General features: G+C 54.1%; 14 protein-coding genes. 3 read left to right on the forward strand and 11 right to left on the reverse strand.

Features of this window, described 5'->3' with window-relative positions:
* Positions 1 to 11: 11 nt before the first annotated feature.
* Both MKX42_RS25110 and MKX42_RS25115 read right to left on the reverse strand, forming a co-directional pair.
* Positions 12 to 287 (reverse strand): DUF6171 family protein, encoded by a 276-nt coding sequence (locus MKX42_RS25110; RefSeq protein WP_340022260.1) that lies wholly within the window; start codon positions 285 to 287, stop codon positions 12 to 14.
* A 10-nt stretch (positions 288 to 297) separates the two neighbouring features.
* A complete protein-coding gene (locus MKX42_RS25115; protein ID WP_340755477.1) occupies positions 298 to 1,791 on the reverse strand; it encodes an alpha-N-arabinofuranosidase in 1,494 nt (497 codons plus the stop codon).
* Between the two features lie 185 nt (positions 1,792 to 1,976).
* Here MKX42_RS25115 and MKX42_RS25120 point away from each other — a divergent pair, with 185 nt between their 5' ends.
* Positions 1,977 to 2,393, forward strand: coding sequence for a peptide deformylase (locus tag MKX42_RS25120; protein WP_340755478.1), 417 nt, complete (start codon positions 1,977 to 1,979; stop codon positions 2,391 to 2,393).
* Complete coding sequence (locus MKX42_RS25125; RefSeq protein ID WP_340755480.1) at positions 2,390 to 3,367, forward strand: hypothetical protein; 978 nt, start codon at positions 2,390 to 2,392, stop codon at positions 3,365 to 3,367. The genes MKX42_RS25120 and MKX42_RS25125 overlap by 4 nt, the downstream gene beginning before the upstream one ends.
* 43 nt (positions 3,368 to 3,410) lie before the next feature.
* Here the strand turns inward: MKX42_RS25125 and MKX42_RS25130 are convergent, their stop codons facing one another.
* The 5 genes from MKX42_RS25130 to MKX42_RS25150 all read right to left on the reverse strand — a co-directional run bounded on the left by MKX42_RS25130 (position 3,411) and on the right by MKX42_RS25150 (position 7,715).
* Positions 3,411 to 4,352: a 5'-3' exonuclease gene (locus MKX42_RS25130; RefSeq protein ID WP_051477787.1), complete on the reverse strand. Its 942-nt coding sequence runs from the start codon at positions 4,350 to 4,352 to the stop codon at positions 3,411 to 3,413.
* 26 nt (positions 4,353 to 4,378) lie between these two features.
* Positions 4,379 to 4,744 carry an arsenate reductase family protein gene (locus MKX42_RS25135; protein WP_340755482.1) on the reverse strand — a complete coding sequence of 122 codons (366 nt, stop codon included), beginning with the start codon at positions 4,742 to 4,744 and terminating at the stop codon, positions 4,379 to 4,381.
* Positions 4,745 to 5,139: 395 nt separating this feature from the next.
* On the reverse strand, positions 5,140 to 6,231 hold the full coding sequence (locus MKX42_RS25140) for an RluA family pseudouridine synthase (RefSeq protein WP_340755484.1): 1,092 nt from the start codon (positions 6,229 to 6,231) through the stop codon (positions 5,140 to 5,142).
* Positions 6,228 to 6,794 (reverse strand): cob(I)yrinic acid a,c-diamide adenosyltransferase, encoded by a 567-nt coding sequence (locus MKX42_RS25145; RefSeq protein ID WP_209991455.1) that lies wholly within the window; start codon positions 6,792 to 6,794, stop codon positions 6,228 to 6,230. The genes MKX42_RS25140 and MKX42_RS25145 overlap by 4 nt, the downstream gene beginning before the upstream one ends.
* A gap of 141 nt (positions 6,795 to 6,935) precedes the next feature.
* Positions 6,936 to 7,715, reverse strand: coding sequence for a class I SAM-dependent methyltransferase (locus MKX42_RS25150; RefSeq protein WP_340755485.1), 780 nt, complete (start codon positions 7,713 to 7,715; stop codon positions 6,936 to 6,938).
* 314 nt (positions 7,716 to 8,029) lie between these two features.
* Here MKX42_RS25150 and MKX42_RS25155 point away from each other — a divergent pair, with 314 nt between their 5' ends.
* Complete coding sequence (locus MKX42_RS25155; protein ID WP_340755487.1) at positions 8,030 to 10,051, forward strand: methyl-accepting chemotaxis protein; 2,022 nt, start codon at positions 8,030 to 8,032, stop codon at positions 10,049 to 10,051.
* Between the two features lie 60 nt (positions 10,052 to 10,111).
* Here the strand turns inward: MKX42_RS25155 and MKX42_RS25160 are convergent, their stop codons facing one another.
* From MKX42_RS25160 to MKX42_RS25175, 4 genes are all read right to left on the reverse strand, one after another.
* Positions 10,112 to 11,005, reverse strand: coding sequence for an alpha/beta fold hydrolase (locus MKX42_RS25160; protein WP_340755489.1), 894 nt, complete (start codon positions 11,003 to 11,005; stop codon positions 10,112 to 10,114).
* An 89-nt stretch (positions 11,006 to 11,094) separates the two neighbouring features.
* Positions 11,095 to 11,349 carry an aspartyl-phosphate phosphatase Spo0E family protein gene (locus tag MKX42_RS25165; protein WP_340755491.1) on the reverse strand — a complete coding sequence of 85 codons (255 nt, stop codon included), beginning with the start codon at positions 11,347 to 11,349 and terminating at the stop codon, positions 11,095 to 11,097.
* A 201-nt stretch (positions 11,350 to 11,550) separates the two neighbouring features.
* Complete coding sequence (locus tag MKX42_RS25170; protein WP_340755493.1) at positions 11,551 to 12,768, reverse strand: aminotransferase class I/II-fold pyridoxal phosphate-dependent enzyme; 1,218 nt, start codon at positions 12,766 to 12,768, stop codon at positions 11,551 to 11,553.
* Between the two features lie 13 nt (positions 12,769 to 12,781).
* Positions 12,782 to 13,273, reverse strand: a complete 492-nt coding sequence (locus MKX42_RS25175) for an Lrp/AsnC family transcriptional regulator (RefSeq protein WP_036696743.1) — start codon at positions 13,271 to 13,273, stop codon at positions 12,782 to 12,784.
* Positions 13,274 to 13,353 lie beyond the last annotated feature (80 nt).

Here is a 13,353-nt window from a genome sequence, read left to right on the forward strand (position 1 = left end):
GGCGTGGGCCGTCATTCCGCCACCGGCTGCCACTTTCCGCCGCCCGGCAGCGGACAGCTGCGGGCCTTCAGCCGGGCCACGACAGGAATGATGCACCCGCAGGCGGTACAGGTCACGCCATCCTGCAGCTTCGGGCAGGTCCCGCAGATCGCCAGCCGCTCAGCATAGACCTCATCGGAAGCCGAATTGCCGGGATTGAACATGGAGGACGCCAGAATGCGGGCAATCTGCGCTTCCGTGACCTTGTACTCCTCCCGGCATCCCTTGCAGGTTGAAGTGGTCGTCATCCTGCGTTCCTTACGCCTTCGGAGTAATTTCCAGAACGGTTACCGACATTGGCGGCAGTTCTACAGTCAGCGTATCCCCTTCAAGCTTGAAGGCGCTGAATGCCTGCGGTGTTACAGCTTCCGGCTGCTCAAAGCTATTATGGGCATCGATGGAAGCTCCGGCCAGCGTCGTTCCGCTTACGGATGCTTGTCCAGCCAATCCGCGCAGTTCCAGCGGCAGGGTTGCCGATGCCGCGTGATTCAGGTTACACAAGCTGACATGGATTACACCTTCTGCGGTTACAGAAGCGGAAGCCGATACTTCAGGAATGTCCACTCCCTCGTAGCTGTATACCGGGCTGTCCACAGTCAATTCCAGCAATTCTGCATCCTGATGTACTTTGTACATGTTGAATACATGGTAAGTAGGAGTCAGGAGCATTTTCTCGCCTTCGGTCAGAATAACTGCCTGCAGCACGTTCACGGTCTGGGCAATGTTTGCCATCCGTACACGGTCACTGTGCTTGTGGAAAATATTCAGCGTCAAGCCGGCCACCAGCGCATCGCGGATCGTGTTCTGCTGGTAGAGGAAGCCCGGGTTCGTACCCGGCTCAACATCATACCAGGTGCCCCATTCGTCAACGATCAGGCCCACTCTTTTCTCAGGATCGTATTTGTCCATGATAGCAATATGGCGGGTAACCAGCTCATCCATGAACAGTGCCTTCTTCAACGTTGTAAAGTATTCGTCTGTTCCGAAGCCTGTAGCCGCGCCCTTATGATTCCAGTCCGAAGTAGGCAGGGTGTAGTAGTGCAGGGTAATCGAATCCATGAAGCGGGTAGCTTCACGCATCAGTACTTCCGTCCAGTTATAATCATCCGCATTCGCCCCGCAGGCGATCCGGTGGATCTTGTTGTCTCCATAGTTACGTACATACGTCTGATATTGGCGGTACAGGTCAGCATAAAATTCAGGACGCATGTTACCGCCGCAGCCCCAGTTCTCGTTGCCCACGCCGAAATACTTGACGCTCCAGGCATCTTCCTGGCCGTTCTTCTGACGCAGCTCAGCCATTGGCGAGACTCCGTTGAAGGTCAGATATTCCACCCACTCGGACATCTCCTGAACAGTTCCGCTACCTACGTTACCGTTGATGTACGGCTCGCAGCCCAGCATATCGCAGAGGAGCATGAATTCATGCGTACCGAAATGGTTGTTCTCTACCGCACCGCCCCAGTGTGTGTTGATCATCCGCTTACGCTCTTCGCTCGGGCCGATACCGTCCTTCCAGTGGTATTCATCGGCGAAGCAGCCGCCCGGCCAGCGCAGTACCGGAATCTTCATTTCCTTAAGCGCTTCCACTACGTCGTTACGGATACCCTTGGTGTTCGGAATAGGGGAATCTTCGCCTACCCAGATGCCTTCATAGATACAGCGTCCAAGATGCTCAGCGAAATGTCCGTAGATGTTGCGGTCAATCTTACCTTTGCGGATGTCGGTGTTCAGTACAATGCGTTCTGCCATGGGAAGTTAACGCTCCTCATTAGATTAATATATTTGTTAATCATTTAACACTTATATTAACATTATAATCAAGCTTCCTCCGGTTCGTCAATCTTTATCTTAAGCAGCACCTCTCGCATTCCCGCATTTCACTTCCCCGTCAAAAATGATATTATGGACACACAAATACAGCATAATTGGAGAGTATGATGATTAGACCTATCAGTAAAGATATATCGCTTCTTAGCCAGAAATCCGCTCCGGCCACGGAAAAGGATCTGCCCGTGTTAATGGATCTTGTGGAGACGCTGAACGCCAACTCCGACCGGTGCGTCGGCATGGCTGCGGACATGATTGGCGTCAACAAACGCATCATTGCCATCCGCGTGGAGCAGCAATTAACCCTTTCGATGATCAATCCGGTGATCGTTAAGCGCGCCCGTCCTTATGAGACTGAGGAAGGCTGCCTGTCGCTCGAAGGCGTACGCCCAGCGAAACGATATGACTACATTGAGGTAGAATACCTCGATTATAATTTTAAGAAGCACCGGGATAGCTTTACCGGATTTACGGCGCAGGTTATCCAGCATGAGGTGGATCACTGTGAGGGTATTGTCATTTGAGCCGGGACCTGAGAGCGCTAACCTTCAGCAAGACGGCCGCCGAGCAAATTCTGAGGAATGAGACCGATACCCGCACGCTTTTGTCAGAATATCCGGAGTACAAAGAAGAAGTGCTGCTTGAGATCAATGCCCTATCGAGCCAAAAACGCGCCAACCTGATTCATAACTTGCTCGCCAGCTATACAAGCAGCGCCAAAATAGCGAAGAGCAAAATTGTCAAAAGCGGCTTTAATCAAACCACCATTAACGCTTTTCTTCCTAATATTATTAAAGCCCGCTTCGCCGTTTATCTGATCGAACAGCTGCAACTAGCGGTGTCCGCCGAATCAGCCTCCGGGCCTGTCCGGTTCAATCTCTGGGACGGTTATATTCTGCAGAAGCTCCTTTTCAAGGAAAAGCTTGTACGGAAGCCCGTATCGCTCCCCCTGTTCCGGGTATGCTGGAAGCTGATTATCCGCCCCAAAATGCTGATGCCGCTTGTCAACAAACAAGGGATCTATTGCTTCTATTCCCGTTCGTTAATCAAGCGCTTGTCCGCTCTGATCGGAGATAAGGCATGCCTGGAGATCGGTGCGGGTGACGGTACCTTGACGAGATTCCTTAACGATAACGGCACGGCCTGCCGGGCAACCGATGATTATAGCTGGGCGCATTATATCACCTACCCCGATTTTGTGGAAAAAGCCGATGCCAAAGCCGCCTTGAGCAAATACGCTCCAAAGGTTGTACTTTGTTCCTGGCCGGTGCCCGGCAACCCGTATGAGAAGCATGTTTTTAATACAGATTCTGTAGAGTTGTATATAGTAATCGGCACAAGAGACCCGGATATCACCGGTGACTTCGACGCGTATGATAAGGCTAAGCATTTCAGCATGGAGCTGAATGAGGAATTATCCCGCCTGCTTGTGCCGCCCTCCGGGGACCATGCGGTCTATCTCTTCACACGCAAACAAGACAGTACACGCTCACGATAGGTGAGCATCTGCTGTCTTGATTTGTTTGCTGTCTATTCCGGCTTCAGCCCAGATCCCCCAGCTCAATCTGCACGATCCCCCGGTCATCCCGCACCTCGGCGATTCCGCCGATCAGATGCATCAGGCTGCCGAACTCCAGCTCCTGGAACTTGCGTGCCGCCGTATCCCGCTGCAGCTCCCAGAGACATTCGGCCAGCTCGCAGACTACGGGCACATCACAGCGGATCTCCGCCAGCTCGCGGGAGAGATGCAGCATGTCGAGATCCGCTTCAATCTTGGCGCGTACGCCCTTGGGCAGCAGATGCAGGTTCTCAATGACCCCTTCCACAGTGCCGTATTCCGTCAGCAGCTTGGTGGCGGTCTTCTCGCCTATGCCCTTCACGCCGGGATAATTATCGCTGGTGTCGCCCATGAAGCCCTTCAGGTCGATCACCTGTGCAGGGGTGAGGCCCCGTTCTGCCAAAAGCTCAGCCGGATCATACACTTTATAGTTGGAGCGGCCTTTTTTCATAATCACGACCTTGACGCTGTCATTCACCAGCTGGAGCATGTCGTGATCCCCCGTCAGAATATAGACCTCCGACTCCCCGCTGTAGCACGAAGCCAGTGTACCGATGCAGTCATCCGCCTCGTACCCGACCAAGCCGATATTCGGCACGCCCAGCTCTGCCACAACCTCCTTCACGAGATCGAACTGCGGGATCAGCTCCAGCGGGGCGTCGATACGGTTCGATTTGTAGCCTTCGTACTTCTCCGAACGGAACGTGCCCTTGCCCATATCCCAGCAGCAGACTACATGTGAAGGCTCAAACGTACTCACCGCGTCGAAAAAATACTGCAAAAATCCATACACCGCATTCGTCGGCAGCCCGGCGCGGGTCTTGCGGATATATCCACCATAAGAGGTAGCATAAAAAGCGCGGAACAGCAGAGCCATTCCATCGACGATCATGACCCGGCCCTTCATTTCTGTTGCTGTGCTCATGTGTAACCTCTCCTTGTATCCTTAATTTAGGCGTTGCTCCAAGCTTCAGCGTACTGGTCTTCCTTGTAGCCTACGGTAACCTTCTTGCCGTCAGTGACTACCGGACGCTTAATCAGCATCCCATGTGCGGACAGCAGCGCAAGCTGCTCGTCTTCGCTTAAGTCTGCAAGGGTATCCTTCAGGCCAAGCTCCCGGTAGACCTCACCACTCGTATTAAAAAACTTCTTCAGCGGCAGGCCGCTGTGCTTCACCAGCACACGCAGCTCCTCCACGGTTGGCGGCTGCTCTGCGATATGCTGCAGCTCCAGCTCATGCCCCGCTTCCTTTAGCCATTTCACTGCGCTGCGGCAGGTGCTGCATTTAGGATATTGGTACACCTTCAAGTTACTCATCGGCTTCTCCTTCTATTATAAAGTGCAGCAGTGCTGCTTGCTTGTCCTACTGGTCGTCACTGCTGTTTATATTGTTGACTGGGCTTGTGGGAGGAAATAGTTGGATTTCCGGCATTTAAATCGGGAAAAATTGTTACTCTGCAGAGTATGGGGCAATATTAGTTGTACTTTTTCCACTTGCTTGCTGCGGAGCCGTCATATAGCTGAAAATAAGTGCACCCTGGCACTTATTTATTCGCCTGCTGTTGTGCTCCAGCGGCGTCAGGAAGGTTACTGTATGAGCGGGCGGAGCATATAAAATGCTGCATACTGCTTAGCACATTCCTCCAGCTGTAGCAGCCAAGCTGCATACTGCTGCAGATGGCAGCTGTGCCCTGGACATGTCCGGCGCTGACTTACCGCGCCGACTGCCGGAGTTTCTCCTGCAGCAGCGCCATATCCGGCGGCAGCGGAGCCTCAAACACCAGCTCGGCATGCGTCACCGGATGCCGGAAGGCCAGCCGCACCGCATGCAGCGCCTGGCGCGGAATGGCCGCGTCCAGCTCCGCGATCTGCGCGAGCCGGGCGGCATCGCCCGGCGACAGCGCGTCACCGCCGGCCGAAGCCGCCAGCTCTTGCACCTGCTGCTCCTCGCCGCCTGTGGACACCGCCGACTCTCCTGCACGCCGCTCCTCGCCCGCCTCCGCCCGGCCGCCGGCCGCCTGCCCATACAGCGGGTGACGGTACATCCCGTCACCGATCAGCGGGCAGCCCACCGATCCCATATGCACCCGGATCTGGTGGGTGCGCCCGCTCTCCAGCTTCAGCTCGACGCGTGAAGCGGCGCTGCCATAGACCTCCTTGACCTCATAGCGGGTCAAGGAGGGATAGCCGTCCGGCGTCACAATCCGCCGGTGCGGCTCCAGCGGGTCGCGGTCGATCGGGCCGTCGATATCGCCGCTGGGCAGAGCAGGCACGCCGTGCACGAACGCGGTATACCGCTTGTCCACCGTTCCGGCAATCATCTGCTCAGAGATGTGCTGATGGCTGTAGGGATTCTTGGCAATCACCAGCACCCCGGAGGTCTCCTGATCCAGCCGGTGTACGGGGCGGAAGCGGACCCGCTCGCCCTTCTCTGCCCAGTAATGGACTACTCCGTTCGCCAGGGTCTCGGTATAATGGCCGTGGGTCGGATGGACAATCATTCCTGCGGCCTTGCTTACCACAAGCAGATGCCCGTCCTCATACAGAATCTCGAAGGGAATCGGCTGCGGCAAAATATCCTCAGATGTCTCCTCCTCCATCCGGATCTGCACTAGATCGCCAGTGCTAACCTTAACGCTGATATAGACACGCTCTCCGTTCAGTGTAATGCCGAGGTCCGTCATTTTGAGCCGGGAGAGCAGCTTGCGGGAGACATCCATCCGCTTCTGCAGAATGGTTTTGAGCAGCCAGCCGTCTTCAAGCGGCGGCACTGTATAGGAGATGGGCGGATAATAGCTGGTCATTTGTTCCGGAACACCTTTTTGCTGCGCAGATATTCTACTTCAGCAATCTCCAGCCGGGTGTTGGCGGCGCGGGCCAGGGCGAAGAAATAGTCGGACAGCCGGTTCAGATAAATTACCGCCTCAGGGTTAATCTCCGCACTGCGGCCCAGCGTCACTGCCCGGCGCTCAGCCCGGCGGCAGACCGTCCGGCAGACATGCAGCACCGAGGACAGCTGGCTTCCGCCGGGCAGGATAAAGCGCTCCAGCACCGGATTCTCGGCCTGAAGCACATCGATCCAGCCTTCCAGGCGCGTGGCCATCTCGCTTTTTACCTTATAGCGGTTCTCACTCAGCTTCACGAATGCCAGATCCGATCCGCAGTCAAACAGCTCATGCTGAATCTCCAGCAGCTGCTCGCGGACATCCAGAAACCGTTCGTCCTCCATCAGGCTCCGTGCCTGGCCAACGAAGCAGTTCAGCTCGTCAATGGTGCCGTAAGCCTCGACGCGGACATCGTCCTTGCCTACCCGGCCGCCAATCACCGAGGTCTCGCCCTTATCCCCCGTACGCGTATAGATCGCCATGATACTTCCCTCCTAAGTTGCAAAATCACATAGTAACAGTGTAATCGTTCTTAGGTAGGGTGGCAAACAAAGATCAGTATTTTCAATATGTAAATAACTCCCTTAAGAGGAAGCCTCAATTGTCCTTCTGTTCAACCTGCGTCATGGCTTACGAAAAGTAATGCAATACATCAGGCCCTTGCACACTTCCTTGTACGCTACCTCCAGCATTTCCGGCGGGATCAGCCCGAGCATCTCCGGCATGTCCGCTCCCTCTGCAAAATACCCCTTAACCACCGGCACCTTCCCGTACGTTCCCTTCACCAGCTTCTGCGTCTCATCGGCAATCATCAGCCTTGTCCCCGGCTTCGCCACCCGGATCATCTCCAGTACCGCAGCACGCGGATCACTGAAATAATTAATCCCGCCGACATGGTAGACACAGTCAAAGCTGTTATCCTGAAAAGGCAGCCTCTCTGCGGTCCCCTGGAACAAATGCGCCTCCAGCTTCCACCGGTGCAGATTACGCACCGCCTGCTTCAGCATTCCGCTGGAAATATCCAGCCCGTACAGCTCGGTCTTCACGTTCCCGGTCTTCACGTTAAGGTACGGGAAATTATCGCCGCTGCCCACCGAAGTCTCCAGCACACGCTGACCGCCGCGCAGCTCAAGCGAAGACAGGAACTGCTCTCTATAGCTGCGTTCTCCGCCGAACTTCAGCGCGAAATACAGCTTGTTGGACAGCCGGTAGAAGCGGGCAATCCGGTTGTATAGCTCCAGGTACTTCCGGTTACTGCCTGCGGCATCCGCTTCCTCCATAAAAGCCAAATACCCGTGCTTCCACGGATATTGCCGTCCATTCGCCGGATTGACCGCCCCCGTACGCTCCAGCTTAAGCTCTTCATATGTATTCGGGTCCCTCAGCAGCTGATCATGCAGCATGAATATCTCCTCTTTCCTGACACCGTACAGTTCCAGCCCGTACTCAGTGATGTTCGTGAATATTCATTATATGCCTACAATTGGAAGAGGACATCAGCCCCGGGTCTGCCGCCGTCTCCGCCTTTGGTCTTACCCAGCAGAGTTAGACACACGACATTTTTTTATTTTTTTCGACAAAAAGTAACAAAAAAATCAGCTCTCCAGCCGATGATATTCAATATAAGTATAAATAGCTTCACTATAAAATGGGGGGGATTCACATGTCTAATGTTGTTCACAAGGCAATTTCCAGGCTCCGGTTCAAAAGCATACGTATGAGAACATTTGCATTCATCCTGCCCATCTTTCTGATCACGCTGGTGCTGGTCGCTCTGTTGTCGTACATGTATTCCAAGCGTATTATCCATCACGAGGTTAAGCAAAAAATGAATGTGCAGATATCGGATATTTCTAACGAAATTAATGCGAACTTAAGTGTACACAGCAAGGTTCCCGAGGTTCTGGCACGGACGCTGGAGAGCCACGCTGCTGCATTCACACTGGATCAATACCGTACCATGCTGTCTAGTGCGCTGAAGGCCAATCCGGATACATATGGTGTGGGCATTTATTTTGAACCCGGACGGTATGACAGCAAGCTGAAGTACTTCTCCACCTATGCCCACCGAGACGGCGACAAAATTGTGACTACCGAGCAGTACAATGACCCCGATTATAATTATCACGGGCAGAACTGGTACACCATCGGCAGAGACCATGCAGCGTTTACAGATCCATTCTACGACACAATTACAGGGACAACGATGGCTACGTTTGCTGTTCCTTTCCGGGATACCGCGAATACCCTGCTGGGCGTCATGGCCGGCGATATCGATCTCAAGACACTGCAGAGCAGGATCGAACAGACCAAGGTGGGGAATACAGGCTGGGCCTTCCTGCTGGACAAGCAGGGGAATTACATTGCCGGACCGGATGCCGGGAAGAATATGCAGCTGAAAATAACAGATGAAAAAAGTGCAAGTCTGTCCGCAGCGGGAGCGGAAATGCTTCAGCAGAATCAGGGGATGGTAACCTATGCCGATTCTGGCGGAACCATCCAGATGTATTATGAAAAGCTGCCGGATACCGGCTGGACCGTGGGTCTCGCCATGCCGGAGCAGGAGCTGTATGCGCCGCTTAAAGGGCTGCTAAGGTCTATTCTGCTGGTTAGCTTTGTGGGTCTTATCCTGACGGTAGCAGCCGTATATCTATACAGCCGCTATATTACCCGTAAGCTCACTCGTGTCAATGAGATGTCCCAGCAGATGGCTGCCGGAGACTTCACCGGGAAGCTGGAGGTAGATAGCGAGGATGAATTCGGCAATATGGCCGGGCATTTGAACCAGATGATTACCAATCTGAGCAGACTCCTGGGGACCATTGCCGATCACTCCCTGCAAGTCGCCTCGACCTCGGAGGAATTAATGTCTAGCGCCAACCAGACCAATCACACCACAGAGGCTATTGTGGAGAATATTCAGGATCTGTCAGCCGGAGCGGATCAGCAGCTTCAGTCCACCCGCGAGTCTGCAAGAGCGATGGAGGAGATGGCCGCCGGTGTGCAGCGGATCGCGGAGGCCTCGATGGACACCGCCGTAGCGGCCGGACGGGCGGCAGAACAGGCGCAGAATGGGTATTCCGTCATTACGGAGGCGGTGGACCGGATGGAAGAGATGGAGCAGACCGCCGCAGATGCTTCAAGCATGATTACCTCTCTTACCTCACAGTCCCAGCAGATCGGTAACATCATTGGTTTGATCAAAGGTATCAGCGATCAGACCGGCATGCTGGCCTTAAACGCGGCGATTGAGGCTGCCAGAGCAGGCGAATACGGGCGGGGCTTCTCCGTGGTGGCCGGTGAGGTCAAGAAGCTGTCCGAGCAGACGGCCGAAGCCGCAGGATCTATCAGCACCCTGATTCTCGAAATCCAGCAGGGCAACCGGGCGGCATCAGACGCGGTGCTGGCCAATGCCGGTGCCGTTCAGGAGGGCTCGCGGATGGTAGGCGAGGCCGGGCGTTTGTTCACGGATATTCTCGGCGGCATCGGCGAGATTAATACCCAGGTTCATGAGATGTCTGCTTCCTCCGAGCAGCTGCTGGCCGGAACCGAGGAGCTGACCTCCTCGGTGGCGGAGATGGCAGAAGTGGCGCAGCAGGCTGCAGAGCGTTCCCAGAGTGCTGCTGCGGCCTCCGAGGAGCAGCTCGCCTCCATGGAGGAGGTAGCCGCAGCCTCTACCGAGCTGGCGAAAATGGCCGATGGGCTACAGCAGGCAGTGGCCACGTTCAAGGTAAACTAACATGCATGTATAACCCCCTGATAAGTCCCTTTGGACTGGAGCAGGGGGTATTTTATATAATCATTCTCCCCCACTCCCCTTCAAAAAAGCCACCAGCTCGCGGTTGACCCGCTCCGGCTGCTCATGATTCACGCCGTGACCGGCGTCCGGGATGACCGTGTAGCGGAACCCGCCAGCATCCAGTGTTCCAGTGAGCTCCCGCTTCTGCTTCAGCTTATAATCTCCCAGCAGGAAGTATAGCTGATCCCGGAACGTAACCGCTTTCTTCTGTTCGTAGGGCTGAAGCTTATGGGCGAACATCGCCTGCTGGTTATGACTCTGCATTAACAGCACCAGATGCTCCCCGACTTCAGGATGCTTGTCGAACAGGCCTGAGGCCGGGGAGCTGAGCTTGCGGGCTGCCCTGAGCAGATTGCTGCGTGTAGGGATAAGAATCTCCGGGAACATCATCATCAGCGTATGTATCATGCTTTTAATTGGAGAAGTGATTATTCCTCCCTCCATGCAGGCAGCCCTCAGCACTCTTCCTGGCCCGTTCACCGTGTAATTGAAGGCCATATACGCTCCGTTCGATACTCCTGCCACATAGAACTGTTCAAGCTTCAGCCCGTCAGCAACCTTGTTGATCCAATCAACCTGGTCAAAGGTCCGTTTATGGAACAGCCCACCTGGAACACTCTTCCCCGGTCCTCCAAGCGTATCTACCGCAATGCAGCGGAAATTCCGAGACAACTCCTTCATATTCAGCAACCACATCACGGCCGAATTATCGCCTACCCCATGGAACAGAAGCAAGGGCGGTGACTCCGGCTCTCCCGCTGTTATGCAATGGGTTGTCCCATAAGGGGTCTCCACATCAAACTCTTGAAATTCCGTTCCCCACGCGTCAAGAAGCTGGTTATAGGACCTAAGAACCTGTTCTTTGCCAGCCTCGCTTTTAAATACCTTGATCATTTCAGACTCCACCTTCCGGCACTTTATTATTCAAAAAAAAGCAGACATCTCCCCAAAGGAAGACATCCGCTCCGTATAATCCTGCTGTATTAATTGCTCCTGCGGTGACGGCCTCTCATATACTCATTAATCTTGAGATCCAGCAAGCTGCTGATTGCTATTACATTATCCGAGGTAAAGGACTTCTCCTGCATAAAGAGCTGTTCCATTCTGCTGCGGAGCATCTGAATTTCATCTTCCAGCGAGAGCCTGCGTGCATTCGCATCTTCTTTGGCGCGAGGTAGCCCGCTTCCGGAACCACACTTCCCGCCATAGGAGGATAAGTAATAATCTGCGCTCAGCACAATCACCCTTCCTGATAAAAAGTATTGCGCGTCATCCAGATATGAACTGTGTAGTTCTATGCAACCAGATATGAAGCGCCTTTATTCCGGAATAAGAGGTCCATGTAAGTGTATTACAGGTGTTTCTTGTCCTTAGAGTAAAATAATACCATATCAGAAGGTGATCGGCTATAGTTCGATTTACTTCTTTGTCGAGCCTTGTCAGGCCCCTTCCCGGGACAGCTGTGAGACAAATGCCCCAATTCGCTCAACCGCTTCATTCAACTGGGATACCGAGGTGGCATAAGAGCAGCGCAGATAGCCTTCCCCCCCCAGACCGAAGACACTTCCCGGAACAGCAGCGACCTTATATTCAAGCAGCAGACGCTGGGCGAACTGGTCGGAGGTCAGGCCGGTGGCCTGGATACTCGGAAATGCATAGAAGGCACCCTGCGGCTCATGACACTCAAGTCCCGCCTCCCGCAGCCCTTTGACAATCAGCCGGCGGCGCTGGTTATACGAGTCTGTCATGCGGTCCTTCTCTTCCATTCCGTTGGTAAGTGCCTCCAGTGCAGCCACCTGGCCCATCGAAGGCGCGCACATGACCGTATACTGGTGAATCTTGAGCATGGCAGAGATCAGGTCCGGGTGGCCGCAGGCATAGCCCATCCGCCAGCCGGTCATGGCGAAGGCCTTGGAGAACCCGCTGACCAGGATCGTCCGGTCAAGCATTCCCGGCAGCGAAGCGAAGCTGACATGATTGCTTCCATACGTAAGCTCGGCATATATCTCATCCGAGATAACAATAAGGTCATGCTTCTCGACCACCTTGGCAATCGGCTCCCAATCCTCACGGCTCATGATGGCCCCCGTCGGATTGCTTGGATAGCAGAGAATCAGAATCTTCGAGCGCGGGGTGATCTTGGCCTCCAGATCTTCGGCAGTCAGCTTGAAGTTATTCTTGCCGAAGGTCTCAATGCCGACCGGAATACCGCCGCCGATAGCCGTAATCGGAGAATAAGAGATGTAACAAGGCTCGGGAATCAGAATCTCGTCTCCCGGAGAGATCAGGGCACGCAGGGCCAAATCAATAGCCTCGCTGCCGCCGACTGTGGCGATAATCTGATTCGCCGGATCATACTTCACAGCGAAGCGGGTCTCCAGGTACTGGGCAATACCTTCGCGCAGCTCGGGCATCCCGGCATTGGAGGTGTAGCCGGTGAAGCCGCGTTCAAGTGAGTAGACGCAGGCCTCTCTGACATGCCACGGAGTCTTGAAGTCCGGCTCGCCGACACCAAGCGAGATAATATCCTTGCTGCCTGCCGCCAGATCAAAAAACTTGCGGATGCCCGAAGGCTGAATCTGCTGGACCAGCGGGGCCAAATAAGAGTTCATTGACTTGCCTTTATCTCCTGTGTGCTGAGCGTTATTAATGATCATGACATTACATCCTTCACGGAGATATCATCAGACGGTTGTCTTCCTCATGCTCTTCAAAGATGATACCGTCCTGTTTGTATTTTTTGAGCGTAAAATTAGTCTTAGTAGAGAGTACGGCATCAATCGGTGACAGCTTCTCAGACACAAAATTAGCGACCTCACGCAGATTGCGGCCCTCCACTTCCACCAGCAGATCGTAAGCGCCGGACATCAGATAGACGGATTTAACTTGCGGATACAGATAGATCCGTTCGGCAATCCCCTCGAAGCCGCGGCCCCGTTCCGGAGTGATTTGCACCTCGATCAGCGCGGTAACACGTTCATCATCGACTTTATCCCAATTGACTACCGTCGCGTATTTCACAATGACATGATCCTGCTCCATTTCGGCGATCACGGTCTTTACATCTTCTTCCTCCGCACCAAGCAGGGTCGCCATTAATGCCGTTGAGCTTCGCGCGTCCTCCTTGAGCAGTTCCAACACTTTCCTCTTCAATTCATTCATTCTCAGGGCCTCCTGCAAAAAAGAGTTTAGTATTAATATGACATGAAAAGTACCGTTCTGCAAACAAAATAACCCCGCCG

The organism is Paenibacillus sp. FSL R7-0204 (assembly GCF_038002225.1).
Taxonomy (GTDB): Bacteria; Bacillota; Bacilli; order Paenibacillales; family Paenibacillaceae; genus Paenibacillus_AQ.